The 25,701-nt window shown below is 59.6% G+C and carries 26 protein-coding genes and 4 tRNA genes; 15 read left to right on the top strand and 15 right to left on the bottom strand.

The genetic code is table 11. From position 1 onward, the window contains the following. Positions 1 to 3: 3 nt before the first annotated feature. Positions 4 to 1,137 carry an efflux RND transporter periplasmic adaptor subunit gene (locus ACB035_RS17060; protein ID WP_005355753.1) on the bottom strand — a complete coding sequence of 378 codons (1,134 nt, stop codon included), beginning with the start codon at positions 1,135 to 1,137 and terminating at the stop codon, positions 4 to 6. After that, positions 1,134 to 1,730, bottom strand: coding sequence for a TetR/AcrR family transcriptional regulator (locus ACB035_RS17065; protein ID WP_005339267.1), 597 nt, complete (start codon positions 1,728 to 1,730; stop codon positions 1,134 to 1,136). The genes ACB035_RS17060 and ACB035_RS17065 overlap by 4 nt, the downstream gene beginning before the upstream one ends. Before the next feature lie 232 nt (positions 1,731 to 1,962). Here ACB035_RS17065 and ACB035_RS17070 point away from each other — a divergent pair. The 5 genes from ACB035_RS17070 to ACB035_RS17090 all read left to right on the top strand — a co-directional run bounded on the left by ACB035_RS17070 (position 1,963) and on the right by ACB035_RS17090 (position 3,120). Further along, a tRNA-Arg gene (locus tag ACB035_RS17070) sits at positions 1,963 to 2,039 on the top strand. Positions 2,040 to 2,090: 51 nt separating this feature from the next. Further along, a tRNA-His gene (locus ACB035_RS17075) sits at positions 2,091 to 2,166 on the top strand. A gap of 20 nt (positions 2,167 to 2,186) precedes the next feature. Further along, positions 2,187 to 2,272: transfer RNA gene (locus tag ACB035_RS17080), tRNA-Leu, on the top strand. 76 nt (positions 2,273 to 2,348) lie between these two features. Beyond that, a tRNA-Pro gene (locus ACB035_RS17085) sits at positions 2,349 to 2,425 on the top strand. A gap of 179 nt (positions 2,426 to 2,604) precedes the next feature. Next, positions 2,605 to 3,120, top strand: coding sequence for a ricin-type beta-trefoil lectin domain protein (locus ACB035_RS17090; RefSeq protein ID WP_199415681.1), 516 nt, complete (start codon positions 2,605 to 2,607; stop codon positions 3,118 to 3,120). A gap of 34 nt (positions 3,121 to 3,154) precedes the next feature. On the opposite strand, the gene ACB035_RS17095 is transcribed toward ACB035_RS17090, so the two are convergent. From ACB035_RS17095 to ACB035_RS17130, 8 genes are all read right to left on the bottom strand, one after another. Next, positions 3,155 to 3,970, bottom strand: coding sequence for a Cof-type HAD-IIB family hydrolase (locus tag ACB035_RS17095; RefSeq protein WP_005339262.1), 816 nt, complete (start codon positions 3,968 to 3,970; stop codon positions 3,155 to 3,157). A gap of 89 nt (positions 3,971 to 4,059) precedes the next feature. Then, a complete protein-coding gene (locus ACB035_RS17100; protein WP_371167777.1) occupies positions 4,060 to 5,100 on the bottom strand; it encodes an alpha/beta fold hydrolase in 1,041 nt (346 codons plus the stop codon). Then, the gene (locus ACB035_RS17105) at positions 5,100 to 5,759 is read right to left on the bottom strand and encodes a CatB-related O-acetyltransferase (protein WP_064334995.1); all 660 of its coding nucleotides are present in this window, start codon (positions 5,757 to 5,759) and stop codon (positions 5,100 to 5,102) included. The genes ACB035_RS17100 and ACB035_RS17105 overlap by 1 nt, the downstream gene beginning before the upstream one ends. Next, complete coding sequence (trmH, locus tag ACB035_RS17110) at positions 5,759 to 6,490, bottom strand: tRNA (guanosine(18)-2'-O)-methyltransferase TrmH (RefSeq protein WP_371167778.1); 732 nt, start codon at positions 6,488 to 6,490, stop codon at positions 5,759 to 5,761. Before trmH ends, ACB035_RS17105 begins: the two co-directional genes overlap by 1 nt. 44 nt (positions 6,491 to 6,534) lie before the next feature. After that, positions 6,535 to 8,652 (bottom strand): bifunctional GTP diphosphokinase/guanosine-3',5'-bis pyrophosphate 3'-pyrophosphohydrolase, encoded by a 2,118-nt coding sequence (spoT, locus tag ACB035_RS17115; protein ID WP_005339255.1) that lies wholly within the window; start codon positions 8,650 to 8,652, stop codon positions 6,535 to 6,537. A gap of 131 nt (positions 8,653 to 8,783) precedes the next feature. Beyond that, positions 8,784 to 9,059, bottom strand: coding sequence for a DNA-directed RNA polymerase subunit omega (rpoZ, locus tag ACB035_RS17120; protein ID WP_005307060.1), 276 nt, complete (start codon positions 9,057 to 9,059; stop codon positions 8,784 to 8,786). Between the two features lie 79 nt (positions 9,060 to 9,138). Next, on the bottom strand, positions 9,139 to 9,765 hold the full coding sequence (gene gmk, locus ACB035_RS17125; protein ID WP_371167779.1) for a guanylate kinase: 627 nt from the start codon (positions 9,763 to 9,765) through the stop codon (positions 9,139 to 9,141). Positions 9,766 to 10,068: 303 nt separating this feature from the next. Further along, the gene (locus ACB035_RS17130; protein ID WP_371167780.1) at positions 10,069 to 11,121 is read right to left on the bottom strand and encodes a glycosyltransferase family 9 protein; all 1,053 of its coding nucleotides are present in this window, start codon (positions 11,119 to 11,121) and stop codon (positions 10,069 to 10,071) included. A gap of 222 nt (positions 11,122 to 11,343) precedes the next feature. Between ACB035_RS17130 and ACB035_RS17135 the strand changes: the two genes are divergently transcribed. Then, entirely contained in the window at positions 11,344 to 12,057 is a 714-nt protein-coding gene (locus tag ACB035_RS17135; protein WP_257700680.1) for a 3-deoxy-D-manno-octulosonic acid kinase, read from the top strand. A 70-nt stretch (positions 12,058 to 12,127) separates the two neighbouring features. Further along, positions 12,128 to 12,991, top strand: coding sequence for a sensor domain-containing diguanylate cyclase (locus tag ACB035_RS17140; protein WP_201998725.1), 864 nt, complete (start codon positions 12,128 to 12,130; stop codon positions 12,989 to 12,991). A gap of 6 nt (positions 12,992 to 12,997) precedes the next feature. On the opposite strand, the gene ACB035_RS17145 is transcribed toward ACB035_RS17140, so the two are convergent. Continuing rightward, positions 12,998 to 13,852 carry a carboxylate/amino acid/amine transporter gene (locus ACB035_RS17145; protein WP_236297222.1) on the bottom strand — a complete coding sequence of 285 codons (855 nt, stop codon included), beginning with the start codon at positions 13,850 to 13,852 and terminating at the stop codon, positions 12,998 to 13,000. 39 nt (positions 13,853 to 13,891) lie between these two features. Between ACB035_RS17145 and ACB035_RS17150 the strand changes: the two genes are divergently transcribed. Beyond that, positions 13,892 to 14,353 carry a DUF6314 family protein gene (locus ACB035_RS17150; RefSeq protein ID WP_013723349.1) on the top strand — a complete coding sequence of 154 codons (462 nt, stop codon included), beginning with the start codon at positions 13,892 to 13,894 and terminating at the stop codon, positions 14,351 to 14,353. Between the two features lie 123 nt (positions 14,354 to 14,476). Here ACB035_RS17150 and ACB035_RS17155 read toward each other — a convergent pair whose 3' ends face one another. Further along, positions 14,477 to 14,638 carry a hypothetical protein gene (locus ACB035_RS17155; RefSeq protein ID WP_005339236.1) on the bottom strand — a complete coding sequence of 54 codons (162 nt, stop codon included), beginning with the start codon at positions 14,636 to 14,638 and terminating at the stop codon, positions 14,477 to 14,479. Further along, entirely contained in the window at positions 14,623 to 15,522 is a 900-nt protein-coding gene (locus ACB035_RS17160; protein WP_005357113.1) for a DMT family transporter, read from the bottom strand. Before ACB035_RS17160 ends, ACB035_RS17155 begins: the two co-directional genes overlap by 16 nt. A gap of 91 nt (positions 15,523 to 15,613) precedes the next feature. Here ACB035_RS17160 and ACB035_RS17165 point away from each other — a divergent pair, with 91 nt between their 5' ends. After that, positions 15,614 to 16,573, top strand: a complete 960-nt coding sequence (locus tag ACB035_RS17165) for a LysR family transcriptional regulator (protein WP_005357110.1) — start codon at positions 15,614 to 15,616, stop codon at positions 16,571 to 16,573. Here the strand turns inward: ACB035_RS17165 and trpS are convergent. Together trpS and ACB035_RS17175 are read right to left on the bottom strand one after the other, a co-directional pair. Continuing rightward, on the bottom strand, positions 16,552 to 17,565 hold the full coding sequence (gene trpS / locus ACB035_RS17170) for a tryptophan--tRNA ligase (protein WP_371167781.1): 1,014 nt from the start codon (positions 17,563 to 17,565) through the stop codon (positions 16,552 to 16,554). The two genes, ACB035_RS17165 and trpS, sit on opposite strands and share 22 nt — an antisense overlap. 192 nt (positions 17,566 to 17,757) lie before the next feature. Beyond that, a complete protein-coding gene (locus ACB035_RS17175) occupies positions 17,758 to 18,195 on the bottom strand; it encodes a universal stress protein (protein WP_005339229.1) in 438 nt (145 codons plus the stop codon). 401 nt (positions 18,196 to 18,596) lie between these two features. On the opposite strand from ACB035_RS17175, the gene fabV reads away from it, so the two are divergent. The 6 genes from fabV to ACB035_RS17205 all read left to right on the top strand — a co-directional run bounded on the left by fabV (position 18,597) and on the right by ACB035_RS17205 (position 25,665). Then, positions 18,597 to 19,784 (top strand): enoyl-ACP reductase FabV, encoded by a 1,188-nt coding sequence (gene fabV / locus ACB035_RS17180; protein WP_371167782.1) that lies wholly within the window; start codon positions 18,597 to 18,599, stop codon positions 19,782 to 19,784. A 92-nt stretch (positions 19,785 to 19,876) separates the two neighbouring features. Beyond that, positions 19,877 to 20,401, top strand: coding sequence for a non-heme ferritin (gene ftnA / locus ACB035_RS17185; RefSeq protein ID WP_005339225.1), 525 nt, complete (start codon positions 19,877 to 19,879; stop codon positions 20,399 to 20,401). A gap of 151 nt (positions 20,402 to 20,552) precedes the next feature. Continuing rightward, the gene (locus ACB035_RS17190; RefSeq protein ID WP_005355716.1) at positions 20,553 to 21,737 is read left to right on the top strand and encodes an NAD(P)/FAD-dependent oxidoreductase; all 1,185 of its coding nucleotides are present in this window, start codon (positions 20,553 to 20,555) and stop codon (positions 21,735 to 21,737) included. 81 nt (positions 21,738 to 21,818) lie between these two features. Then, positions 21,819 to 23,492, top strand: coding sequence for a sensor histidine kinase (locus tag ACB035_RS17195; RefSeq protein ID WP_005339222.1), 1,674 nt, complete (start codon positions 21,819 to 21,821; stop codon positions 23,490 to 23,492). Between the two features lie 129 nt (positions 23,493 to 23,621). After that, the gene (locus tag ACB035_RS17200) at positions 23,622 to 24,365 is read left to right on the top strand and encodes a LytTR family DNA-binding domain-containing protein (protein WP_047439826.1); all 744 of its coding nucleotides are present in this window, start codon (positions 23,622 to 23,624) and stop codon (positions 24,363 to 24,365) included. Positions 24,366 to 24,474: 109 nt separating this feature from the next. Further along, positions 24,475 to 25,665, top strand: a complete 1,191-nt coding sequence (locus tag ACB035_RS17205; RefSeq protein WP_371167783.1) for an MFS transporter — start codon at positions 24,475 to 24,477, stop codon at positions 25,663 to 25,665. The last annotated feature ends 36 nt before the right edge of the window (positions 25,666 to 25,701 follow it).

Raw genomic sequence — 25,701 nt, forward strand, 5'->3', positions numbered from 1 at the left:
CGCTTACAGCATCGGGGTTTGTGCCGGAACGGCCAGGGCGTCGTTCTCGACCACATGCACCTTGGTGTCGTTGCTCAGGCGAACCTGACCCGACAGTACGATCTGGTCACCGGCCTGGATGCCGGAGAGCACATGCACATCGTTGCCACGGCGCTCACCGGCCTTGACCACAACCTGCTTGGCTCGCAGCACTTTCACCTTGTTACCCTCTTTGTCGGTCTCTTCGCCCTCTTTGAGCACGTAGACGTTCTGACCGTAAAGGGTGAAGGAGATAGCGGTCTGCGGGATCACGATCTGATCTTTCACCGTCGGCAGAATGATGCTGGCGCGGGCGAACATACCGGAACGGAGCTGACCGTCGTTGTTCGGAATGTCTGCCTGTACCTGGATCAGGCCGCTCTGGAAGTTGACCGCAGGCTCGATGGCGGTGATATGACCGTCAAACTGGGTTTGCGGATAGGCATCCACATTGATCTTGATGGTCTGGCCCAGCTTGATTTTGGAGATATCGGTCTGGGGCACGGTGAAGCGCAGGCGCATCACGCTGGTATCCTCCAGGCGCACGATATCTGTGCCCGGCTGCAGATACTGACCGAGGAATACATTGCGCAGGCCGACCACGCCGCTAAAGGGTGCTCGCACTTCACGACGGGCAATGGTCGCCTTCAGACTCTCGATATCTGCTTCCAGTGAGCGATAGGCCGCTTCGGCTTCATCCAGCTGCTCTTTGGAGATGGAGCTGGTCTTGTAGAGGTTCTGGAAGCGATCGAACTTGGCTTTTGCCGCCGGCAGCTTGGCCTGGGAGGCGCGCAGATTGGCCCGCTCCACGGTGGAGTCCAGGCTCAGCAGCAGCTGGTCTGCCTTGACCGGTTTACCCGACTCGAAGGTGATGGCATCAATGGTGCCTGCCAGTTCGGTGGAGAGGGTCACCCCCTGATTCGGCTCGATGAAGCCGATCGCTTCGATGGTCGGTACCCAATCCTGCGCCTTGGTCACCATGGCGGTGACGGGGAACTCGGGTTCCGGCCGGTTGGCCATATATTGGGCAATCATCTTCTGTTTGAACAAATTGAAGCCGATGACGCTGCCAAACAAGGCGATCGCTATCAGCAACATAATGGCCATCCACTTTTTCATGAACAGGCTCCTGAGGTGGAAAGATTGGGGGATAAAATGGCATTCCAGCTGGCCCGGATCGCGGTTTCCAACTGCGATTCGGTCAGCGTGATGTTGTGAACCCTGCACTGCAGGGCCAGATGCATGACACTGTCCAGACTCAACACCTGCAGTGCCCGTATCGGTAAATCAATAAACAATCCTTGTTCAACGCCCTGTTCAAAAAATCGGTCCAGAGGCTCCCAGGCAGCCAGAATGACAGGATTGGTCTCCAATTCTGCTCCTAGCGGAGAGCTCTCGTACTGCAATTTGCACCGGATAGCGTTGGGTTCGTTAACAAAAATGGCATGAATATTGAGCCATAATTGGCGAAATTGTTGAAATGAAACTTTATCGATTGCTACATCTGCCATGACCATGGGCACACACTGCAAGATAGTGTGCTGGTGCAGTTGCCGGATCAGATCATCCTTGTCGCCGAAGTAGCGATAGATGGTGCCGGTGGCAACATTGGCCTTCTTGGCGACTTCCGCAATCGACAGACCATGAAAACCCCGTTCACCCAGCACCTCATGGGCCGCGTTGAAGATGCTCTCTTTTTTATCCAGAATCATCAGTGTGACTTTCGATTGAATGAACGTTCATTCATTCTAGATGGGCATCAAATCAAGTCAAGGTAGCAAGGCGATTTGCGACTGCGATCTGCCCCTTTTCGGTTGTCAGCAGGGGAATAGTGGAAGAAAAGTGCGCAATATGCTTGAAAAAACAACGAATAGTGCTTCGGTGACAGAAAAGTGTAGACAAACCGGCAACCATCATTAATAATGCGCCCCGTTCGACAGCGTAGCGCCCGTAGCTCAGCTGGATAGAGCGCTGCCCTCCGGAGGCAGAGGTCACAGGTTCGAATCCTGTCGGGCGCACCATCAAAAGTGCGTCGGTTAAACGGGCGTTGTTGTGGAACGAAAACAGCTGTGGTGGCTGTAGCTCAGTTGGTAGAGTCCCGGATTGTGATTCCGGTTGTCGTGGGTTCGAGCCCCATCAGCCACCCCATTTTACAGCTTGTCAGGTACGCGAAGGTGGCGGAATTGGTAGACGCGCTAGCTTCAGGTGTTAGTGCCCCCCGGGTGTGAGGGTTCGAGTCCCTCTCTTCGCACCATACTTGCTGTATGACGAGGATGACCATCAGGTCGTCTTTGTTTTTTTGAAGTAAACTATTTTGAAAGAAATAGCCTCGGTGATTAGCGCAGTCCGGTAGCGCATCTGGTTTGGGACCAGAGGGTCAAAGGTTCGAATCCTTTATCACCGACCACATTTAGAAAAACCTCGCTTCGGCGGGGTTTTTTGCTTTCCGGCCTCCGCTGGGCCAGCACTCTCTCCCTGTTACGTCTGTTTACACTCTATTTGGGCAGCGCGCCCCGCCTTTCGGTTATGCTTCAGCCTCGAGTCACTGACAACCGGATGTCATCGGCCCATTTCAGGCATTTTTCCATGAATAACAAAATTTCCTTTGCTTGCTCTCCCGCCCTGCTGGCTGCCTTGCTGCTGGGTGGCTGTACCATCAAGCCGCCATCCACCGATGTGATGATGGGCTCCATTGCTTCACAACCGCAGGAGGAGCGCTCTCTTTCCCCCTTGCTGACCAGCGGTGATTTTTGCGTTGCGGTGTCCCAACAGAAGGTGTTGGCACAACCTTGCAGCGGAAAAGACGATCAACTGTTCGAGTGGGATCTGGGTGAGTTGCGCCTGCAGGAGCTCTGTTTGCAAGCCAAAAACGACAGCGAAGTGATGCTGGCACCCTGTGACGGTCAGGCGCAGTGGGAGTGGCAGAAAGACAGGCTGTTCAACAGCAAGGTCTCCCGTTGCCTCGATGTGGCAGGGCGACGCCATACCCCCGGCACGCCGCTGCGGCTGGCCGAATGCTACGGTGGAGCGAACCAGAGCTTCAGCTGGCAGCGGCCCAATCCCTGGCTGGAAACACTGAAAAAACAAAGCCTCACATGGTGAGGCTTTGTTGAATCGAATGTCGGGATGAAGAGGATCAGGCTGCGCTGACGCTCTCCAGCTCGAACAGCTTCTCCAGATAGACGGCGACGCCATCTTCGTCGGAGGTGAGGGTCTGCTCATACTCCGGCAGCGCCATTTTCAGGCGGTCATGGGCGTTGCCCATCACGATGCCGCGTCCCACCATGGTCAGCATCTCGAAGTCGTTCATGCCATCGCCGAAGGCGATCGCCTCCGACATATCGAACCCGTTCTGCTCCAGCACGGCACGCACAGCATTGCCCTTGTGCACCCCGGCGTGCATCACTTCGAGACAGTCCGGCAGGGAGAAGGTGACGTTGAGCTGATCGCCATAGCGCTGGTTGAGGTGCGCCTCAATCTTCAGCAGTTTCTCGTGGTCGCCGATGTAGAACACCTTGTTGATCTGCTCTTTCGGTTCCTGTTTCAGGTCATCGACCAGGCGGTAGGTGAACCCTGACTCGTCGTGGAACTGCAGCAGCCAGGGCAGCTCTTCTTCCACCACCCAGTCATCACCCTGATAGACATTGAGGTGGATAGAGGGATCTCGCTCCAGTGCAATCAGCTCGGCGGCGATCTCGGTCGGCAGCGGCTGGTTGAAAATCAGCTGATCCTGTTTGTCATGGACCACGGCGCCATTGGAAGTAATAAGGTAGATGTCCATCCCCAGCGCATCGCGGAAGCTGCGAACGTCAACGTGATGACGGCCGGTGGCGACCACGAATTTCACACCTTGCTCTACCAGGCGGTGCAGGGTATCCCGGGTACGGGGAGAGATCTGGTGCTGCTTGTTGAGCAGAGTGCCATCGAGATCGGATACAACTACCTTGAACATCATTACCTCGGCATCGATTGAAAACAGGGGCAGTTTACCTTAGCCCGCACTGTCACCCCATTTATTTAGGGTTACAAAAAATAGCCAGCTCAGAAGCGGGCGAAAAAGTCGACCATCGCGGTCAGGGCGGGCTGGCGCTTGTCATCGGATTCGATAAACAGCTCGTGCCAGGCACCCTCGATGCGCAGCGGTTTACCCCCTTCGCACTTGGCAATGGTGCAGAAGCGATCCTGTGCGGCATTGTCCACCACGCTGTCGTTGCCAGCCTGCAGCACCAGCAGCGGGGTTTTGATGGCGCCCGCATCGGCGATGGCGGCATCGGCACCTGTGATCCCTTGATAAATCCAGTGGGCGGTGGCGCCACCCAGCTTGATCTGCGGGTGCTGCTCGTAGATTTGGCGGAAGGCCTGATAGCGGGGCTGGCTGTGAGTCAGTTCGTTATCGGCAAAGCCGTGATCCTGATAGGCGCCCTGACCGGGGCCGTAGGGAGGCTCGCCAATCCAGCCGCCGACCGTGCCTATGGTGCTCGCCAATCCCTTGGCCAGCCACTTGGGCAGACCGCCGAGATTGATGCCCAGCATGGGGGAGGAGAGCACGGCTGCCTTGATATCATCGGGCCAGCGTTCCAGATAGCGGGCCGAGATGGCGCCGCCCATGGAGTGGGCCAGCAGGAACAGCTTGGCAGGTTGGTCCGCCATGATGATCTGGTCGTGAAACTGTTTCAGATCGACCACGTAATCGTCGAACTGGTCGACATATCCCTTCTGCGGGTCATTCAGCATCCGGTCGGACATCCCCTGACCACGATGGTCGATGAGATAGAGGCTGTAGCCCTGACGCCAGAGATCCCACGCCAGCTCCTGATACTTGAGGTAGCTCTCGACCCGGCCATTGACGATCAGGATGGCGCGATCAACCTTGGCTTGCCGCAGCGCAGCATAGCGGATGGTCACCCCATCCTTGCCCTTGAACTCTCCTTCCACCGCATGCTGGCGCCAGAAGTCGGGCAGGGTTTGCTGGTAGAGGCTGGGTACATCGGCTTCGCTGGTGAGCTGATAGGTATTGGTCACGGCAAGGGCTCCGGCAGAAAACAGGGTCAGGGCCAACAAGGAAAGAGAGAGGGATTTCATCAGGCACACTCCTGTTGCCAATGGTGATAAAGGGCGGCGATATCCCCCGAGCAGAGTAGCGCCATGCAGGCTTGCAAGCGAGGCAGGGGCCAGTCCCACCACTGCATCTCTTGCAGCATGAGGATCTGCTCATCGCTGAAACGGCGGCGGATCGGTTGGGCCGGGTTGCCGCCGACTATGGTGTAAGGGGCCACATCCTTGGTCACCACGGCGCGGGTGGCGATGACGGCGCCGTCACCTATGGTGATGCCGGGCATGATCATCGCTTCCGAGCCGATCCAGACATCGTTGCCAATCCGGGTGTCTCCCTTGCGCAGAAAGCCGCTGCGGGCCCCTTCGCCAAAGGTGTCGGGGTTGAACGGGAAGGTGGAGACCCAATCCAGCCGGTGGCCCTGATTGCCCGCCAGCATGAAGGTGGCGCCCGAGCCGATGGAGCAGAATTTGCCGATGATCAGCCGATCCACCTCGCCCCAGAGGCCGCTCTCCCAGGTGTCGCGGGTCGAGCCATCGCCGAGCAGGTAACGGACGCAGTGATCCTCGAACGGTTTGCCGTGGTAGTAGCCGGAGTAGTAGCTGTAGTCGCCGGCCTCTATGTTCGGGTTGGTCAGGTGATCCCGGATGATTTGCGATTCCAGCCAGCTGCCAAAAGGGTTCTCCATCACTCCTCCTGCGGATCGTCTTGCTCGCTCTGCTGTGCCCACCCTTTGCGGGTCAGCTGCATCCGTTGCCACCACTCTTCGTCCGCCAGAATTTCACCGGCCGGGCCGAGCTGGGGGTAGAGCATCTCTTTCTCTTTGCAGAGCTGGGCATAGACAGGATAACCCCCCTCGAACAGGATGCTGTTCTGCTCCTCCAGCGTGAGCGGGCAGCCGCGTTGATAGCATCCGGCCAGCTCGCGCTGGCGCTGCGCCTCGTAGAGGATGGCGGCGGCAGCCACCGAGACGTTGAGGGATTGCACCATGCCCACCATGGGGATGACGATATGGTGGTCGGCCAGCGCCAGCGCCTCTTCACCGATGCCGTGCTTCTCCTGACCCACCAGAATGGCGGTCGGTTTGGTGTAGTCGATGGCGCGAAAATCGACGGAGCTGTCGGAGAGGTGGGTTGCCAGGATCTGCATGCCTGAAGCTTTCAGCTCGGCAACGGCTGTGCCGATATCCGGGTGCAGTTTTACATCCACCCAGTTCTGGCTGCCGCGGGCGGTGCCCTTGCGTTTGTGGATCCAGGTTTTGGGCCAGACGGCGTGTACCCGGTGGATGCCGATGGCATCGGCGGTACGCACGATGGCGGCCAGATTGTGAGGTTTGTGGACCTCTTCCATGCAGACGGTCAAATCGAGCTGACGCTGGGCCAGCATGTCGGTGATGCGCTTGAAGCGTTCGGGGGTCATGGCTTGTCTCTATAAAAGCAGCAGGCGGCTTGCGCCGCCTGTGTTCAGTTCTTCTGTCGGCTCACCTTGAGCACGTTGGGCATCACGCGGATCTTGCGCATGATGTTGGCCAGATGGATGCGGCTCTTGGTGGTGATGAGCAGGCTGACCTGATAGACCCGGCCATCCTTCTCTTCGGTGCTGATGGCGTGAATGTTGGCGCCGGTGGCGGCAATCACGTTGGCCAGCTCGGCCAGCGCACCCTGATGGTTGACGATTTCGATGCTGATACCGGTGCGGAACTCCTGTTCCTGCTCCTTGTCCACTTCCCACTGCACCGGCAGGTACTTGTCCGGCTCCTTGCTGTAGCCCTTGATGTTGCGGCAGGCTTCCTGGTGGATCACCAGACCCTTGCCCGGGCTGATGTGGGCGATAATGGCATCCCCCGGGATCGGACGGCAGCAGTTGGCGAAGGTGACCAGCATGCCGTCGGCACCCTTGATCGGCATCTTCTTGCTGCTAGTTTTGGGCTGCTCTTCCGGCGGCAGTTCATCCCCCAGCATGCGGCGCGCCACCATGACGCTCATGGCGTTGCCAAGGCCCACATCGGCCAGCAGCCCCTGCAGGTTCTCATGCTTGGTATCGGCGAGCACCTGCTTGATGCGCGGCTCGGGGATGTCTTCTATATTCTTGGCGCCCAGCGCATGGTTGAGCAGGCGGCGACCCAGCACCACCGACTCTTCGGTGCGCAGGTTCTTGAGGAACTGGCGGATCTTGGATCGTGCCTTGGTGGTCACCACAAAGTTGAGCCAGGCCGCGTTGGGGCGGGCGCCCGGCGCCGTGATGATCTCCACCGTCTGGCCCGAGTGCAGCGGGCTGCTGAGCGGGTAGGGGTGGCGGTCGACCCGCGAACCGACGCAGGCATGGCCGATATCGGTGTGCACCGTGTAGGCGAAGTCCACCGGAGTGGCGCCAGCGGGCAGCTCCATGATGCGTCCTTCCGGCGTGAACACGTAGATCTCGTCGGGGAAGAGGTCGGTCTTAACCCCTTCGATAAATTCAAACGAGCTGCCGGCGCTCTGCTGCAATTCCAGCAGGCTCTGCATCCAGCGCTGGGCGCGGATCTGGGCAGTGGTGCCCGAACTGTCGCCATCCTGCTTGTAGGCCCAGTGGGCGGCAACCCCTTTGTCGGCCATCTGATCCATGAACTCGGTGCGAATTTGCACCTCGACCGGTACCCCGTGCGGCCCCACCAGCGAGGTGTGCAGCGACTGGTAGCCGTTGGTCTTGGGGATGGCGATGTAATCCTTGAAGCGGCCGGGGCGCGGTTTGTAGAGGCTGTGCATCTGTCCCAGCACCCGGTAACAGGTATCTATGTCCTTCACCTTGACACGAAAGGCGTAGATATCCATTACCTCATGAAATTGCAGCTCTTTTTTCTCCATCTTGTTGTAGATGGAGAACAGATTCTTCTCGCGGCCACTGACCTGATGCTCGATCCCCGCCTCCTTCAGGCGACCGCTGATTTCGCTCTGGATGGAGTCGATGATCTCGCGGCGATTGCCACGAGCGCGGCGCACCGATTCGCGCAGTACGCGGGATCGCATCGGATAGAGCGCCTCGAAACCCAGCTCTTCCAGCTCGTTCTTCATGGTGTGAATACCGAGGCGGTTGGCGATGGGGGCGAAGATTTCGAGGGTTTCCCGGGCGATGCGGCGGCGCTTGTCAGGGCGCAGCGAGCCTAGCGTGCGCATGTTGTGAGTGCGGTCGGCCAGCTTGATCAGAATGACCCGGATATCCTGGGTCATCGCCATCACCATCTTGCGGAAGTTCTCGGCCTGCGCCTCTTTGCGATCGCGAAATTTCAGCTTGTCGAGCTTGGAGACCCCGGCCACCAGTTCTGCAACCGCATTGCCGAATTGTTCGGCCAGATCGGCCTTGGTGACAGAGGTGTCTTCGATGACGTCGTGCAGCACGGCGGCCATCAGGGTTTCATGATCGAGGCGCATGTCACCCAGGATTCGGGCAACGGCAACGGGGTGGGTGATATAGGGTTCGCCACTGGAACGCATCTGACCCTGGTGGGCATCACGGGCCACCACATAGGCTTGCTTGAGCTTCTCAACCTGCTCTGGCGGCAGGTAGGAACTGGCTATTTCTTTAAGGTTTTCAAATAAATACAAGACAGTCCCCGCAGCGGTGAAACGGCAATTCGTGGAATTGAGGGTATAGCCCTGAGTTTGCGAGGTTTTCGAGCGGTTGTAAATGGGGATGAACAGTCGGCACCCGGGAGGGTGCCAACCGGAGGAATAACTTAACCGCGGCCTTCGGCGATGGCAGCAACGGCAGCCAGCTCGGCGGCTTCCTGCTCTTGCTGTTCGTAGCGGTCCTGGGTGTCCATCACTTGATTGTTCACCAGACCCAGCTCGATCTCACGCAGGGCGATCACAGTCGGCTTGTCGTTCTCTTCGTCGACCAGGGGATCTTTGCCTTGTACCGCGATTTGACGAGCGCGGCGCGCGGCGACCAGCACCAGGTCAAAACGGTTACCTACCTGTTTTACAGCATCTTCTACAGTAACGCGTGCCATGCAGGACTCCAGTGTTTGGGCTTTCTGTATTTAGAAAAGCAGTGTTTAAAAATGACGCAAAAGTTTACTTGTTTTTGGCTTACTCTGCCAGTAGCTGTTGCAGCAAGTTTTTTTGAGCCTGTTGCTGGTGACGCATCTCCAGCCGTTGGCACTCAATAATGGACCTGAGCTGGAACAGCGCCTGCTCGAAGTCTTCATTGATAATGACATAGTCATACTCTTCGTAGTGCACCATTTCGGCAATGGCTTTCGCCATCCGGCCGGCAATCACTTCGGCGCTGTCCTGACCGCGCCCAATCAGGCGGCGTTCCAGCTCTTCGCGGCTGGGGGGCAGGATGAAGATGGATTTGGTCGGCATCTGCTCGCGGATCTGGCGGGCACCTTGCCAGTCGATGTCGAGGAATACGTCGATCCCCTTGGCCAGACAGGCTTCGATGGCGGCGCGGGAGGTGCCGTAGTAGTTGCCGAACACTTCGGCCCACTCCAGAAAATCACCGCGTTCGATCAGCGCCTTGAACTCTTCCACCTGAACGAAGTGGTAGTGCACGCCGTGCTCTTCGCCCGGGCGGGTGGCGCGAGTGGTGTGGGAAACCGACAGCTGCATCTTGCCAGCTTGATTGTGGTTGGTCAGCAAGGCATTGAGCAGACTGGATTTACCAGCGCCGCTCGGAGAAGAGATGATATAGAGAGTGCCTTGTTGCGCCATATTATTACCTTTAATCGAAACCGCTGTTTTGGTTGTAGCAGAGACCGCCGTCTTGTGCCCGAAAGGGAGACAGCCAAACGCAAAACGCGGAAAATTCTTGAGTCAGGAGGATGTAAAGGCGGCGAATTTTACCAGAATGCGGCGAATAAAAAAACGGCCGGAATCATATTCCAGCCGATCAAAGTATTCGTAGCTTGCTGCGGGAGCGTAACCCACATCAGCCTGCATTGTGCCTTTGGCTGAGGGCAGAGGCTATCAGGTTATCCCTGCCTGATGGCTCGGAATTCCCGAGGTGCCCTGTCACTACGGCAGCTGACGATCGGCACAGAGCCGATCGAAGGCGGCGATCACCTGCTCGCTGGTGATTTTTCGCATGGCCTCCGGGTCTTTGAGACGGGTGCGCCAGCTCAATTCGGCCAGCGGCTTGCCGGTCTCCTGCTCAATCAGGGTCTGATAGACGCTGACGACATAATCCCGGCAGAGATAGGGGCCGGTGCGCGCCGGATTGTGGTGGGCATAGAGGCTGACCACCGGCGTGCCGACAATGGTGGCCATATGGGTGGGGCCTGTGTCGGGGGCCAGCACCAGACTCGCCTCACCAATCAGCGCCAGCAGCTGCTTGAGGTTGGTCTGGCCAACCAGATCGACTGGTTTGCTTTGGCTGAGTTGCCGGATATCGGCAGCCAGATCCCGCTCCAGCTTGGCCGGCCCGCCACAGAGATAGACCTGAAAGCCCTTGCTGGCGGCGTGATCCGCCAGCGCGGCATAGCCTGCGGCCGTCCAGTTCTTGAACGCCTTGCTGGCGGCGGCGCAGATCAGCAGGGTCGGTTTGCCGCCAATCTTCTCCCTTGCCCAAGCCTGATGCTCGGCGCTGATGGGCAACTGCCAATCCGGGGTCAGATCCTGGATGCCGAGCTCTTTGGCGAAAGCGAGGAAACCGTCCAGCACGTGGGGAGAGGCAGGCGAAGGCACCTTGTGGTTGGTGAACAGCCACTGGCCGTCGTTGGCCCGTTCCCGATCAAACCCGAGTTTGACCTTGGCGCTGATGCCGAGGGTGGCGATGCTGGCTCGCATCGCTGCCTGCAGGTGGAGCAGGGCATCGAATTTGCGCCCCTTGAGGGTATGCCAGAGATCGCGATAGCCGCGCCACCCCTTGCTCTTGTCGAAGGGGATTACTTCGACGCCGTGCAGATCAGCAAACAGGGTTGCCTCGATTTTGCCGGTGATCCAGGTGATGCGGGTTTGTGGCCACTCCCGCTGGATGACGCGCACCAGCGCCAGTGCGTGGCAGCAATCCCCGATGGCGGAGAGCCGCAGGATGCAGATGGAGGAGGGGGGCGTTTGAAATAGCGGCATGTTGTGGCGCACGACTGGCAAAAAGGGTGGATGGCATTATGCAAACTCCCCTCTGGATTGTAAAATTGCGCACAATCGTCAGCCGGGATAGGCCGGGCCCAGCGCCATGACCTGTCTCTGCACGTTGTTGATTAAAGGCCACTATTGCGGGCATGCCAGAGCGGCAGCCTCATCGCCAATTGAAAAATTGCGATCCATGACCCACCGAGCGGGATCTCCACGATGCGAGTACAGACCGAACACAACCAGATCTGCTGGTATGCCGAAGGGGCCTTTCGCGACCCTTCTCCCCAGTTATTCGATCCTGCCTGGTGGCAGAACAACCGTCAGGTGGTGGGAACCTCCATCGGACGGGGAGTGACCTGGTTCGTCAAGGATGAGTCCCGCCATCTGGTGCTGCGCCACTACTATCGTGGCGGCATGGTGGGCAAGGTGGTGCGGGATCGTTTCTGGTTCGAAGGGGTCGAGTCGAGCCGCGCCATGGCCGAATACACCCTGCTGGCCAAGCTGTGCGGGCTGGGGCTGCCGGTGCCGCGTCCGTTTGGTGCCCGCATGGTCAAACAGGGACCCTTCTATCGTGCCGATATCCTGATCGAGCGAATTCGCGGTGCCAAGGATATGGTGGCGTTGCTCAAGCAGGGGCCGGTAGCGACCGAGGTGTGGCACAAGATAGGTCAGACAGTGCGTCAGCTGCACGATGCCGGGGTCTATCACGCCGATCTCAACAGCCACAACCTGCTGCTCGATAAAGAGGGCAAGGTGTGGGTGATCGATTTTGACAAGGGGGCGATCCGCTCCCCCGGCGAATGGCAGAAGGCCAATCTGGAACGCTTGCTCCGTTCATTCAATAAAGAGTCTCAACTGCACACCAGTTTCCACTTCGTACCGGAGAACTGGCAGACCTTGATGAACGGGTATCAGGGAAAAGCGATCTGACCCTGTTGCTCGGCGTGAACGCCAATGTTACTTATTGAGCAGGTATTCAGATCCTGTTTCGAGGCGCCCCATGGAAATGCTCAAGACACCTTTGGTCGATGTGACTGCCCGGCTTGATCCGGGTCTGCTGTCTGATGCCATGGCGCTGCTGGAGGCGGGGATCTGGAGCTGGTCAGCCCAACATGGACTGCAGCGTGATCCCTCCTGCCTGCGCCTGTTGGGATTGGGAGAGTGCTGGCCGGATGATCTCGGCTGGCTGGATCGGGTTCATCCCGACGATGTTGCCCTGCTGGAAGATGCCCTGCTCGCCTGCCAGAGCGGCCGCAGCAGCGGTCTGCGCCTCGAATACCGCATTCTGCATCATCACGGTCACTACATCCGGCTGGAAGAGCGGATGCGTCGTGATGAGCGGGGTTATCTGCTGGGGGTCGTCCGTCACCTCGATCCCGCTGCCGTGCTGGTGGAGGAGCGACATGGCACCGATCCGCTGACCGGACTGGAGAGCCGTGGCCGTTTCGAGCAACTGCTTGAAGAGCGGCTGGCGACCGAGAGCGGCACTTTCAGTCTGCTGCAGTTTTCGGTCGATCACATGGCCAAAATCCAACAGTTGTTTGGTGAAGCGGCTTGCGACGCCATGCTGGCCAAGCTGGCGCGTATCGTGCGCCACGAGCTGCGGCGGGAAGATCCCTTCGCCCGCTGGGATGAGGACGGTTTTATCCTGATGCTCTCCCAAACCGAGCGGATGAGTGCGCTGGAGATCGCCGAGCGGCTGCGCCTCGAGATTGCCGATGCCAGCCTGCTGTCACAGCGGCCGGTCACCGTCAGCATCGGGCTGGTGCAGAGTCAGGCTGGCGAGCAGCTCGATCATCTGCTGGCCCGGCTGGCCAGCTGTCACAGTCAGGCCAGACGGGAGCACAACACCGTCGTCGGCTGAGTGAGGTCAGGGTTGGCCGCTTTTGTCACGCTGGCAGACCCAGAGCGAGGCCAGCATCAGCAGGCCGCCGATGGTCAGTCGGGTCAGATCAGTATCCTTGCCCCAGAGCAGCAGATTGACCAGCAAGCCGGCCGGAATGAGCGCATTGTTCATGATGGCCAGCACCCCGCTGGTGACCAGCGTCGCCCCCTTGTTCCAGAGGAAGTAGCCGAGGCCGGAGGCACCTACCCCCAGCCAGAGCAGAATGCCCCACTGCAACCCTGACGTTGGGTATTGTGGCTTGCCCAGCAGCCACCAGGCGGGCAATGCGATCATCAGCGCCCCCAGATAGAAGCAGCCGAACACCGCCAGTTGCGGTGGTTGCTCCGCCTCCCGCGCCAGCAGTACCTTGTAGCCCACCTGACCCAGCGCGAAACAGAGGTTGGCCCCCTGCACCACCAGAAATCCCAGCACATAACTTTCGGTCAGGCCGTCGAAGCGGATGACGGCTGCCCCGATCACCGCCAGCAGGGCGCCCCACAGATAGGTGGGCTTGAAGCGCCCTTCCAGCAGGTCGTGGAGCAGGGTGACGTAGATGGGGGTGAAGATGGTAAAGACCAGCACTTCCGGCACTGTCAGCAGCAGGAAGGAGTGGTAGTAGAAAAGATACATGATGCCGAGCTGGATGGCGCCCAGCGCCATCAGCTTGGCCGCCAGATCGGGGCGCAGCCAGCGGCGGCGCAGGAAGGGCAGAAACACCAGACTGGCGAGGGCGATGCGGGTCAGCACCGAGAAGTAGGCATCCACCTGACCGGCGAGGTAGACCCCGATCAGGCTGAAGGAGAATGACCAGAGCAGGGTGACCCCTATCAAGTAGTTCATGTGTTTGATTTATCGTCAGTTGTCAATTTTAAGGGGGCTATGATGGCCGAGATGGAAGCGGCAATCCAGCGTTTATGGGCGCGATTGCCACAGGTCGGAGCATTTTCCTTTACCGCCAGCAATGGCGAGGGGTCGGCGACCGACTGGAGTGGTCGGGGCGAGGGGCGTGTGCAGGTGACCGATCATCAGGGGGGGTGGCTGTATAACGAGCAGGGTCGCTACACCACGCCTCATGGCAAGGAACTCGCCATGCACAACCGCTTCTGGTGGCAGCGTAGCGAGCGGGGGATCCGTCTCTCCCATCTGCGTTATGAGGCGCCGGTCGAACTGTTCGAGCTGCTGCCGCAGGGGGATGGCCGCTGGCTGACCGCCGAACCCCATCTGTGCGGGGCGGATCACTACAGCGCCGAGTTGACCGAGATCGACGGCGGTTTTCTGCTGAGCTGGCAGATCACCGGGCCGCGCAAGAACGAGCGACTCAGCTATCGCTATCTGATCTGACGCCGGCTGGCAGGCATAAAAAAACCGGCGCAGAGCGCCGGTAGCGGGGGACAAATCGGAGGTTTTTTAAAACAGTCCCAAAACAGGAGAGATAGACTCTCGTCACACATTCAGAGATGGACTTCAGGCATTCAGGGCATAGCTCAGCATGGCTTGCAGCTTGCTATCGAAGAACCAGGGCAGCAGTACCATCAGCAGGCCCAGGATCCCGGCCAGTCGCTGGCGATACTGCCAGCCGGCAATCAGAACCAGACCACCGCACAGTGTGGTCAGGATGCCTGACATAGGGAGACCTCGCGCTGCATGCGACGCTGTTGCGCCCACTGGTTCATGGCGACCGAGCCGAGGATCAGGGCCAGAGCAACACCTGTGGTGGGATGGATCTGCTCGCCGAGGAACAGGGCACCCAGCATCACGCCGAACAGCGGTACCAGATAGTTGCTGAAGGAGGCGAACGTCGGGCCGGCCTTCTGGATCAGCGCCATGTAGAGGAAGTAGACCAGACCGGTACAGAGGGTACCCAGCACGGTGATCGCGCTCAGGGCCTGGGTGCTCGGCAGGGTCAGGCTGCCGAGATCAACCATGAAGGGGGCGACCAGCAGCAACTGGATTGCCGAGGAGATCAGGATATTGCGGGCGACCACGACCGGATGGTCTTTGGCGAAGCGCTTGATCATCAGCAGACCGATGGCGAAACAGCTGGCACCCAGCAGGATGGCCATGGCACCGAGCAGACCGGCGTTCATGCCCTGGGAGAGTTTCGGCCAGAACAGTGTGAGTACACCGGCAAAGCCGATGATCACGGAAAGCAGACCGGTTTTGGTGATTCTTTCACCAGAAATAAACAGCGGTGCAGCCAGAATGGTCACAAACGGGATACAACCCATGACCACGGCGGCGATGGCGCTATCCACATACTGTTGGCCCCAGGCGACCATGATGAAGGGGATGGTGGCATCCAGCAGGGCGATCAGCATATAGGTGCGCCACGGGGTGTGCTCACTCTTGAGCCGCATGAACAGGCAGAGCAGACCCAGGGTCAGGCTGCCGCACAGGGCACGACCGGCAGCCACCAGAATGGGGGGCAACTCGGCAACGGCCTGGTGCATGAAAATGAATTGGGAACCCCACAGCAGGCCAATGGCCAGCAATAACAGATAGCTACGCATTTGAATCTCCGATGTATTAAGCCAGCGCATTCTAGGCAATCTGTTACTATGGTAAAAATGAATTGTTGGCATTTAACTATGGCTAATATCGATGGATAGCTCGCTCGCCCGTCTCGACCTCAACCTGCTCGCCGTATTCGACATGCTGATGCAGGAGCGCAATGTCACCCGTGCCGCCGAACGGCTGCATCTCTCCCAATCCACCGTCAGTCACGCCTTGGGGCGGCTGCGAGTGGCGCTGGATGACCCGCTGTTTGTGATGAGTCGGCGCGAAATGATGCCGACCGAGCGAGCCAAGGCGCTGGCCGGTCCGGTGCGGCAGGCGCTGGCGATGCTGGAGCAGGGATTGCGGCAGGCCAAGGGGTTTGATCCCGCTACCGCACGGCGGATTTTCCGGATCGCCACCCCGGGCTCGGTGGAGCACGGGCTGGTGCCGGTGCTGGTGGAGAGGCTCCATCGGCAGGCCCCTCACTGTCGGCTTGAGGTGTGTGAGCTGGCGGACAGCGACTACGAGCGGGAGCTGGAGAAGGGGGAGCTGGATCTGGTGATTGGTTTCGCCGGGGCGAATCATCTCTCACCCCGCTTGTGGCGGGAGGAGTGGTTCAACAACCCGCTGGTCTGCCTGTCGCCGCTTGGCAGCGAATTGCCCGATGTGCTGACTCCGGTCGAGCTGGTGAGCCGTCCCCACATCCATACCTCCAGTTGGGGTCACAGTCAGGCGATGGTGGAGCTCTGGCTGGCCCGCTTCGGGGTGGAGCGGGAGCTGGGCGTGCGGTTGCCGAGCTTTATGGCGGTGCCGCCGCTGATGGCGACCGGCCGCTATCTGGTGGTGGTGCCCGAGATGATCGGACGCCACTTCTGCCGCTACTACCCGCTGCGGATGCACCAGCTCGACCCCGCTATCCCCATCGTCTACCTGATGGCGGGGCACCCGCTGACCGCCCATGACGAGGCGATCGGCTGGTTCAAGAGCCTGCTGCACCAGCTGGTGTTCGACCTCTACGGCGACGATGCGCTCGGTACTCCCGCTCAACGGATGCTGGCGAAGTAGTCGAGTCCCATGGCGCCTTTCACCTCCGCCAAGACCTCATCGGTGATGATGCGGGCCTGCTCGGTGCCCTGATAGAGCAGCTCCAGCAGCATCTTCTTGTCGGCGATAGCCGCGGCCCGGCGCTCCCGCATCGGGGCGAGCAGGGTCTGCAGGCAGTCGTTGAGCACCTGTTTGCAGCGCATGTCCCCCAGTCCGCCGCGCCGGTAGTGCGCCTTCATCTCGGCGACCAGCGCCTTGTCGGGGTGAAAAGCATCGAGATAGGCGAACACCGTATTTCCCTCCACCTGACCCGGATCGCTCACCTTGAGGTGGTTGGGGTCGGTATACATGGCGAACACCGCCTGTTTGACCTCTTCCGCCGACATGCCGAGTTCTATGGTGTTGCCGAGGGATTTGGACATCTTGGCCTTGCCGTCGATGCCGGGTAGGCGGCCGGTGTCGCTCAGGATCGGCTGGCATTCGGTCAGCACCTCTTTGCCTACCAGCGAGTTGAAGCGGCGGACGATTTCGTTGGTCTGCTCCAGCATCGGCAGCTGATCTTCCCCGACCGGCACATGGCTGGCGCGAAAGGCGGTGATGTCGACGGCCTGACTCACCGGATAGACCAGAAAACCGGCTGGCAGCGTGCGTTCGAACCCTTTCTGCTGGATCTCCGCCTTGACGGTGGGATTGCGCTCCAGCCGGGCGACGCTGACCAGATTGAGGTAGTAGCAGGTGAGCTCGGCGAGGGCGGGCAGGGCGCTTTGCAGACAGAAGGTTGTCTTGGCCGGGTCGAGGCCGACCGCCAGATAGTCGGCCATTACCTCCAGCACATTGTCGGTCACCTTGGCCGGGTTGTGGCCGTTGTCGGTCAGCGCCTGCAGATCGGCGATCATCACGAATTGACGGTAGTGGTGCTGGGCCTCGACGCGCTGGCGCAGCGAGCCGACATAGTGGCCGATGTGCAGTTTGCCGGTGGGACGATCGCCAGTCAGGATTACGGGGTTGTGCATGTCACTCTCTCCAGTTGGGTGAGCCGGGAGGCGACAAAGGGATAAAAACAGTTGACCGCCTCTCGGCGGTCACGGTGTTTTCTTTGGGAAATTTACAATAGAAACGCGGTGCCGCCTGTTTAGGAGCAGCACCACCAGTAGTTGTGATTTAATGCGGTCATATTCATAGCAAATCAAACTACGCCGGTTTCATTACTTCTGCAAGGGGACGACCAGCAGATCGCAGGGCACCGTATTCATCAGCTGACGGGCGCTGGAGGTGAGCAGGCTCCAGAAGCTCTGGCGATGGCCGCACACCAGCAGGTCGATCTCGTACTCCTTGACTGCCTGATTGACCCGCTCGCTCAGATCGCCGCAGATCACCAGCTTCTTCTCGATGGGATAGTCCACCGAGGCCAGAAATGCCTCCAGCTTCTCTTTCGCTTCGGCAATCACCTGATCCTGCACGTTGTCGATGTCGATATCGATCATCTCGGTGTAGAGATCCTTGAGGTCCACATCGACATGGATAACCGACAGCTTGGCGCCGTTGGAGCGGGCTCTGTCCACCGCCTTGTCGATCACCTTGCGGTTGTCTTCAGAGAGGTCGATCGCGGCCAGAATATGCTTGTAATAGGTTGTTCCACTCATGGGGGTTCTCCTTACCGATCCTTCAGCCCACTATACCAATCTCTGCTGAAACTAAAATGGTGCCTCAGGCACAGTTTTGGGATTTAAATGAGTTTAATGACGTGTGACACAGGGTCAGCCACTCAGTTATTAACCACTATTTGCCTATAAATTAAACAAGAGTTTGACGCCGGTCACACCCCTCGGCTTGCCGATCAGGGGGGAGAGGCATAGGATGGGCCCGTGCTTCGCAATGAACACAAAACAACAAAAAGCATCTGAATACCGCTTTGGGGAGCCACGTGCTCCCTTTTGTTTTTCTGCCTCAATTCCCGCGGCTTTTCTGACTGATAGCGATCCGGCATCAAGTTAATCTCTTTCGATTTGGTTATGCTGTAGCCAGTTTCTTTGGAGGCCTTCCCATGATCATTCATCCCCAGATTCAAGGTTGTGTTGCCCGCAACTGTCATCCCATCGGCTGTCGCGCCGCAGTGCAGCAGCAGATCGAACGTATCAAGGCCGCTGGCCCGTTCAACGGCCCCAAGCGGGTGCTGGTGCTGGGTGCCTCCTCCGGGTTTGGACTGGCGTCGCGCATTGCACTCGCCTTCGGTGCCGGTGCCGACACCATCGGCATCTCCTTCGAGCGTGGCCCTTCCGACAAAGGATTGGGCAGCGCCGGTTGGTACAACAACATCTGGTTTCGCAAGGAGGCGGAGCAGGAGGGGCGTATCGCCATCAACCTGATCGGTGATGCCTTCTCCGACGGGATGCGCCAGCAGGCCATCGATACCATCCGCCAGCAGCTGGGGCAGGTGGATCTGGTGATCTATTCGCTCGCGAGCGGCATCCGGGTGCTGCCCGATGGCACGCAAGTGCGCTCGGTGCTCAAGACCACCGGCCAGCCGTTCAGCGGTTGGGGGTTGGATCTGGAGAGCGATACCCTGGTGCAGCAGTCGCTGGCGCCCGCCACGCCGGAGGAGATCCGCGATACCGTCACTGTGATGGGGGGCGAGGATTGGCAGCTCTGGATGCAGGCGTTGCAGCAGGCGGATTGTCTCGCCCCTGGTGCGCAAACCGTGGCCTACTCCTATATCGGCCCAGAATCCACCTATCCCCTCTATCGGGATGGCACCATCGGTTATGCCAAGGAGCATCTGCACGCCACCGCCGAGACCATCAACCTGCAACTAGCCGAGATTGGCGGTCACGCCTGGGTGTCGGTCTGCAAGGCGCTGGTGACAAAGGCGAGCGCCTATATTCCTGTGCTGCCGGTCTATCTCGGCTTGCTGATGGGGGTGATGAAGGAGCGCGGTGTGCACGAAGGCTGCATCGAGCAGATGCAGCGACTGTTTGCCGCCAAGATGTACGGGGCCAATGGGGTGGTGGCCGATGGCAACCGGCTGATCCGGATGGATGACCACGAGCTGGACCCGGCCATTCAGGCCGCCGTTTCGGCACTCTGGCCCAAGGTGACGCCGGAGAATTTCCACGGGCTGGGGGACTTTGCCGGGCTGCGGCAGGATTTCATGCAGCTCAATGGCTTCGAGCTGCCGGGCGTCGATTATGCAGCGCCGGTGGATGTCGCCTCCCTTGGCGAGCTGACCCCCTGAGCTGAAAGAAACGGGATCTCCCTCTCGTTGGCGGGTTGATTCGCGGCGGGAGTGTGGCGACAATCGATACCAAATCACTGAGGAGAAACAAGATGCTGGCCCAAGCCATGATCGAGAAGTTGAACGAGCAGATTAACCTGGAGTTCTACTCCTCCAATCTCTATCTGCAGATGAGCGCCTGGTGCGAAGACAAGGGCTTTGAAGGGGCGGCGACCTTCCTGCGCCAGCACGCGGTTGAGGAGCGCCAGCACATGGAGCGTCTGTTCACCTACGTGAGCGAGACCGGCGCCATGCCCAAGCTGGGTGCCATCGATGCCCCTCCCCACGAGTTCAAGTCGCTGGGCGACGTGTTCCGTACCACCCTGGAGCACGAGTACCACATCACCAAGTGCATCAATGGACTGGCTCACGTGGCCTTCACCACTCAGGACTACTCCACTTTCAACTTCCTGCAGTGGTATGTGGCCGAGCAGCATGAAGAGGAGAAGCTGTTCAAGAGCATCGTCGACCGTCTGGGTCTGGTGGGTGAAGATGGCAAAGGGCTCTACTTCATCGACAAGGAGCTGGCCGAACTGGCCAAGGGCGCCCCGGCCAGCATCATGGACAGCAACGCCTGATAGTCGTGGACACTTAGTGTTCAGCCAGTACAATAACGGCCCTTTTAAGGGCCGTTGTTTATTCTGGTGGGCAGCCACTATGGTTCTGTTCCGCCAGAGGCAATCTCGGTTCTGGCCAGGTGCCATTTCTATTTTTGATAAGTGAGTGATGATGAAGCAGGTCGATGTGGTGGTGATCGGGGCCGGTGCGGCCGGATTGATGTGTGCAGCGCAGGCGGGCTACCGTGGCCGCTCCGTGCTGGTGCTCGACAACGCCAAGAAGCCGGGCCGCAAGATCCTCATCAGTGGCGGTGGTCGCTGTAACTTCACCAACCATCAGGCGGGTGCTCACGCCTACCTGTCGGAGAATCCCCACTTCAGCAAGTCGGCGCTGGCCCGCTACACCCAGCAGGACTTTATCGATCTGGTGGACCGCCACGGGGTCAACTATCACGAGCGCACCCTGGGGCAGCTGTTTTGTCTCGAGAGTGCCAAGGATATCGTCGATGTGCTGCTCACCGAATGTGACTGGGCCGGTGTGACCCTGCAGTTCCAGACCGAGATCCTCACCGTCAGCAAACAGGATGAGGGTTTCGTGCTGACCACCAGCAAGGGTGAGATCGGCTGCCACTCGCTGGTGGTGGCGACCGGCGGTCTCTCCATGCCCAAGCTGGGGGCGACCCCCTATGGCTTCAAGCTGGCGGAGCAGTTCGGTCTCAAGGTGCTGCCGACCCGTGCCGGTCTGGTGCCCTTTACCCTCCATCAGGCAGAGAAAGAGGCCTTCGCCGATCTGGCGGGCATCAGCCTGCCGGTAGCGGTGACCGCCGAGGATGGCACCCGCTTCAAGGAGGCGATGCTGTTCACCCATCGCGGCCTCTCCGGCCCCGTTATCCTGCAGATCTCCTCCTACTGGCATGCCGGCGAGAAGATCCACATCAACCTGCTGCCGGAGCTGGATATTCCGGCCGCCCTGCGCGAGTGGGCGCAGGCTCACCCGGCGCAGGAGCTGAAAACCGTGCTGGGGCGCGAGCTGCCCAAGCGCTTCGTCGACAAGCTGGTGGAGCTGGGCCAGCTGGTCAGCAAGCCGATGCGCCAGTACAACGAGCGGGAGCTGGAAGCGGTGGCCAACCTGCTGGGTGACTGGCAGATCCTGCCCAACGGTACCGAGGGGTATCGCACCGCCGAAGTGACCCTGGGTGGCGTCGATACCAACGAGCTCTCCTCCAAGACCATGGAGGCGCGCAAGGTGCCCGGCCTCTACTTCATCGGCGAAGTGGTGGATGTGACCGGCTGGCTCGGTGGCTACAACTTCCAGTGGGCCTGGTCCTCCGGCTGGGTGGCCGGTCAGTACTGTTGATGTCACAGGGGCTGGTTTATCCGGCCCCGATTTATTGGTCAGGGTTATGGTGATCGGTCGGGTTGCCGCAAGGGGGCGCAGATGCTTGAGAATCAGATGATGTTGTTGGCGGTGTTCGAACGGGCGGCGCTGATGCTGATGACTCTCTTCTTCCTGACCCGCACCCGGCCGTTCCAGCGGCTGTTCCAGAAGCGGGATCACACCCCCGCAGAGCTGGTGCTGGTAGCCTCCATCTTCGGCCTGTTTGCGGTGTTCAGCACCTACACCGGCATTCCGGTAGAGGGGGCGCTGATCAACGTGCGGATCATCGCCATCATCTCGGGCGGCATCCTGTTCGGCCCCTGGGTCGGCATTCCGGCCGGGGTCATCTCCGGTCTGCACCGCTACCTCATCGACATGGACGGTCATACCTCTATCCCGTGTCTCATCGCCAGCATCATCGCCGGCCTGCTGGCGACCTGGCTGCACCTGCGCTGCCGCAAGTCGCGGCTCTGGCTCTACGGCATTCTGGCGGGAATGCTCTGCGAAGGGCTCACCATGTTGCTGATCTGGCTGCTGACCGAGCCCCACGAAGTCGGGGTGGAGATCGTTAACCATATCGCCTATCCGATGATCGCTGGGGCGCTCTGCATCGGCCTCATCATCAAGCTGGTGCAGGATCTGGATGACGAGAAGGAGCTGATTGCCGCCAAGCAGGCCAAGCTGGCGCTCGATATTGCCAACAAGACGCTGCCTTTCTTCCAGAACATCGATCGCCACTCCCTCAGTCAGGTGTGCGATGTGATCCGGCGCGACATCAGCGCCGATGCGGTGGCCATCACAGATACCCATGACGTGCTGGCCTATGTCGGGGTGGGCAAGGACTATTACGAGCTGGATGAGCACCACGCCATCAGCGGCATGACCCAGCAGGCGGTGCTGCTCGACCAGATCATCATCAACAACGATCTGCGCCAGTATCACCTCTCCGATTTCCACTCGGTCATCATTATTCCGCTGCGAGAAAACGGCTCGGTGAGCGGCACCCTCAAGATCTACTATCGCCGTACCCACAGCATCACCAGCTCGCTGCGGGAGATGGCGGTGGGCCTCTCCCAGCTCATCTCCACCCAGATGGAGGTGTCGCGCATCGAGCAGCTCAAGGAGATGACCCGCAAGGCGGAGTTCACCGCGCTGCAGAGCAAGATCAACCCGCACTTCCTGTTCAATGCCCTCAACGCCATCTCATCCTTGATCCGCATCCGGCCCCAGCAGGCGCGCCAGCTGATCGCCAATCTGGCGGATTACCTGCGCTACAACCTCAACAAGGGGGATGAACTCATCGACATTCAGGAGGAGCTGCAGCAGGTGCGCGACTACGTGGCCATCGAGCAGGCCCGCTTCGGCGACAAGCTGGAGGTGGTGTTCGAGGTGGACGATGTGCACATTCAGGTGCCGAGCCTGTTGTTGCAGCCGCTGGTGGAAAACGCCATCCTGCACGGCATCCAGCCCCGCAGCGCGCCGGGTCGGGTCACTATCGAGGTGAAACAGCTGGCGGGCGGCATCCGGGTATCGGTACGAGACACAGGTTACGGCATCAGTCAGGCGGTGATCGACGGGGTGGCCGCCGGTCGGGTGGAGAGCCGCAGCATCGGCCTGATGAACGTGCATCAGCGGGTCAAGCTGCTCTATGGCGATGGCCTGCATCTCAAGCGGCTGGAACCGGGTACTGAAGTGAGTTTCTATCTGCCGGATCAGGAGTCGATGCCATGCTGAGTGCCATCATGGTTGAGGATAAGTGTGTGCCGCGAGAGGTGTTGTCATGCTGAAAGCGATCATTGTGGAAGACGAATGTTTGATTCGTGAGGAGCTTGCTTCTCCTGTGCTCCTTCAGGGGGCAATGTCATGTTGAAAGCGATCATTGTGGAAGACGAGTATCTGGCTCGCGAGGAGTTGATCTATCTGGTGAATCAGCACAGCCAGATCGAGATAGTGGCGAGCTTCGAGGATGGGCTGGAGGCGTTCAAATACCTGCAGGATCACGAGGTGGATGTGGTGTTTCTGGATATCCAGATCCCTTCCATCGACGGCCTGCTGCTGGCCAAGAACCTGCACAAGTCGAGCCATCCGCCCCACATTGTCTTCGTCACCGCCTACAAGGAATTTGCGGTGGAGGCGTTCGAGCTGGAGGCGTTCGACTACATCCTCAAGCCCTACAACGAGCCCCGCATCATCAATCTGCTGCAAAAGCTCGAGCATGCGGGCAAGTCGCAGCCAGCCACCACAGGGGAGGCGAGCGGCGAGGGGAACAGCCCCCACAATCGCACCGTCAATCTGGTGAAGGGGGAGCGCATCATCGTCACCCCCTGCGAGCAGATCTACTACGCGGAAGCCGACGAGAAGCTCACCTATGTCTACACCCGCGATGATCGCTACGTGATGACCATGACCATCAGCGAGTTTGTCAGCCGGCTGCCGGCCGAGGGGTTCTTCCGTTGCCACCGCTCCTACTGCGTCAACATCAACAAGATCCGCGAAATCGTCCCCTGGTTCAACAGCACCTATCTCATCCGGCTCCATGATCTGCCGTTCGAGGTGCCGGTCAGTCGCAGCAACATCAAGGCGTTCCGTCAGCTGATGCGGCTCTGATTGTCATTCATTCCCGCCGATCTGCATTTCATGCCTTAATCGATCGGCGCGAACTGCGTCTTGCCTATAGTGGCCCCAGTTTCCTTAAGGCCATCGACCGAGACGCATCATGACCACAGAGATGAATCGCACCCGGTACCTGACACTGATCGGTACCATCATCACCCAGTTCGCACTGGGTTCCGTCTACACCTGGAGCCTGTTCAACGCCCAGCTCTCCGACAAGCTGGACGAGCCGGTGAGTCAGGTCGCTTTCGCCTTCGGCCTGCTCAGCCTCTCGCTGGCGGTCGCCTCCTCCATGGCGGGCAAGCTGCAGGAGCGGTTCGGGGTGCGTAACGTGACGCTGGGTGCTGGCGTGCTGCTCGGCATCGGCTTCTTCCTCACCGCTCACGCCAGCAATCTGGCCATGCTCTACCTCTGCGCGGGCATTCTGGTTGGTTTTGCCGACGGTACCGGCTACCTGATGACCCTCTCCAACTGCGTGAAGTGGTTCCCGGAGCGCAAGGGGCTGATCTCCGCCTGCTCCATCGGTGCCTATGGTCTCGGCAGTCTCGGTTTCAAATACATTAACCTGCTGCTGCTCTCCAGCTCCGGCCTTGAGACCACCTTCCAGCTGTGGGGGCTGATCGCCATGTCCATGGTGCTGGTGGGCGGCATGCTGATGAAGGATGCGCCCAAGCAGGCCGCTTCCGTGCAGCAGAGCGAGAGCCGTGACTTCACTCTGGCCGAGGCGATGCGCAAGCCCCAGTACTGGATGCTGGCGCTGATGTTCCTCACCGCCTGCATGAGCGGCCTCTACGTCATCGGCGTGGCCAAGGATATCGGCGAGAAGATGGTGGGTCTGCCTGCTGTCGTCGCTGCCAATGCCGTCGCCATCATTGCCATGGCCAACCTGGGTGGCCGTCTGGTGCTGGGTATCCTCTCCGACAAGATGTCCCGCATCCGGGTTATCACCATCGCCCAGCTGATTACCCTGGCGGGCATGGCGCTGCTGCTGTTCGTGCCGCTCAACGCCAACCTGTTCTTTGTGGCGGTCGCCTGTGTGGCATTCAGCTTCGGTGGCACCATCACCGTCTACCCCTCGCTGGTGAGCGACTTCTTCGGTCTCAACAACCTGACCAAGAACTACGGCGTCATCTATCTGGGCTTTGGTCTGGGCAGCATCATCGGCTCCATCGTGGCCTCCCTGTTTGGCGGCTTTATGGCGACCTTCCACCTGATCCTGGTGTTGCTGGTGGTGGCGCTGGTGCTCTCCCTCACCATCCGCCTGCCAGCACCGGTAGCGGTCGAGCGGGCCTGATAAGTCTCCCTGCCACAGCAAGCAAAAACAGAGACC

It is taken from the genome of Aeromonas sp. S12(2024) (assembly GCF_041402305.1).
GTDB lineage: Bacteria > Pseudomonadota > Gammaproteobacteria > Enterobacterales > Aeromonadaceae > Aeromonas > Aeromonas veronii.

Excerpts from the sequence above, each read along its gene's own strand:
- ACB035_RS17060 (WP_005355753.1), bottom strand. The coding sequence starts at position 1,137 with ATGAAAAAGTGGATGGCCATTATGTTGCTGATAGCGATCGCCTTGTTT.
- ACB035_RS17065 (WP_005339267.1), bottom strand. The coding sequence starts at position 1,730 with ATGATTCTGGATAAAAAAGAGAGCATCTTCAACGCGGCCCATGAGGTG.
- ACB035_RS17090 (WP_199415681.1), top strand. The coding sequence starts at position 2,605 with ATGAATAACAAAATTTCCTTTGCTTGCTCTCCCGCCCTGCTGGCTGCC.
- ACB035_RS17095 (WP_005339262.1), bottom strand. The coding sequence starts at position 3,970 with ATGTTCAAGGTAGTTGTATCCGATCTCGATGGCACTCTGCTCAACAAG.
- ACB035_RS17100 (WP_371167777.1), bottom strand. The coding sequence starts at position 5,100 with ATGAAATCCCTCTCTCTTTCCTTGTTGGCCCTGACCCTGTTTTCTGCC.
- ACB035_RS17105 (WP_064334995.1), bottom strand. The coding sequence starts at position 5,759 with ATGGAGAACCCTTTTGGCAGCTGGCTGGAATCGCAAATCATCCGGGAT.
- trmH (WP_371167778.1), bottom strand. The coding sequence starts at position 6,490 with ATGACCCCCGAACGCTTCAAGCGCATCACCGACATGCTGGCCCAGCGT.
- rpoZ (WP_005307060.1), bottom strand. The coding sequence starts at position 9,059 with ATGGCACGCGTTACTGTAGAAGATGCTGTAAAACAGGTAGGTAACCGT.
- gmk (WP_371167779.1), bottom strand. The coding sequence starts at position 9,765 with ATGGCGCAACAAGGCACTCTCTATATCATCTCTTCTCCGAGCGGCGCT.
- ACB035_RS17130 (WP_371167780.1), bottom strand. The coding sequence starts at position 11,121 with ATGCCGCTATTTCAAACGCCCCCCTCCTCCATCTGCATCCTGCGGCTC.
- ACB035_RS17135 (WP_257700680.1), top strand. The coding sequence starts at position 11,344 with ATGCGAGTACAGACCGAACACAACCAGATCTGCTGGTATGCCGAAGGG.
- ACB035_RS17140 (WP_201998725.1), top strand. The coding sequence starts at position 12,128 with ATGGAAATGCTCAAGACACCTTTGGTCGATGTGACTGCCCGGCTTGAT.
- ACB035_RS17145 (WP_236297222.1), bottom strand. The coding sequence starts at position 13,852 with ATGAACTACTTGATAGGGGTCACCCTGCTCTGGTCATTCTCCTTCAGC.
- ACB035_RS17150 (WP_013723349.1), top strand. The coding sequence starts at position 13,892 with ATGATGGCCGAGATGGAAGCGGCAATCCAGCGTTTATGGGCGCGATTG.
- ACB035_RS17155 (WP_005339236.1), bottom strand. The coding sequence starts at position 14,638 with ATGTCAGGCATCCTGACCACACTGTGCGGTGGTCTGGTTCTGATTGCC.
- ACB035_RS17160 (WP_005357113.1), bottom strand. The coding sequence starts at position 15,522 with ATGCGTAGCTATCTGTTATTGCTGGCCATTGGCCTGCTGTGGGGTTCC.
- ACB035_RS17165 (WP_005357110.1), top strand. The coding sequence starts at position 15,614 with ATGGATAGCTCGCTCGCCCGTCTCGACCTCAACCTGCTCGCCGTATTC.
- trpS (WP_371167781.1), bottom strand. The coding sequence starts at position 17,565 with ATGCACAACCCCGTAATCCTGACTGGCGATCGTCCCACCGGCAAACTG.
- ACB035_RS17175 (WP_005339229.1), bottom strand. The coding sequence starts at position 18,195 with ATGAGTGGAACAACCTATTACAAGCATATTCTGGCCGCGATCGACCTC.
- fabV (WP_371167782.1), top strand. The coding sequence starts at position 18,597 with ATGATCATTCATCCCCAGATTCAAGGTTGTGTTGCCCGCAACTGTCAT.
- ftnA (WP_005339225.1), top strand. The coding sequence starts at position 19,877 with ATGCTGGCCCAAGCCATGATCGAGAAGTTGAACGAGCAGATTAACCTG.
- ACB035_RS17190 (WP_005355716.1), top strand. The coding sequence starts at position 20,553 with ATGAAGCAGGTCGATGTGGTGGTGATCGGGGCCGGTGCGGCCGGATTG.
- ACB035_RS17195 (WP_005339222.1), top strand. The coding sequence starts at position 21,819 with ATGCTTGAGAATCAGATGATGTTGTTGGCGGTGTTCGAACGGGCGGCG.
- ACB035_RS17200 (WP_047439826.1), top strand. The coding sequence starts at position 23,622 with ATGTTGAAAGCGATCATTGTGGAAGACGAGTATCTGGCTCGCGAGGAG.
- ACB035_RS17205 (WP_371167783.1), top strand. The coding sequence starts at position 24,475 with ATGACCACAGAGATGAATCGCACCCGGTACCTGACACTGATCGGTACC.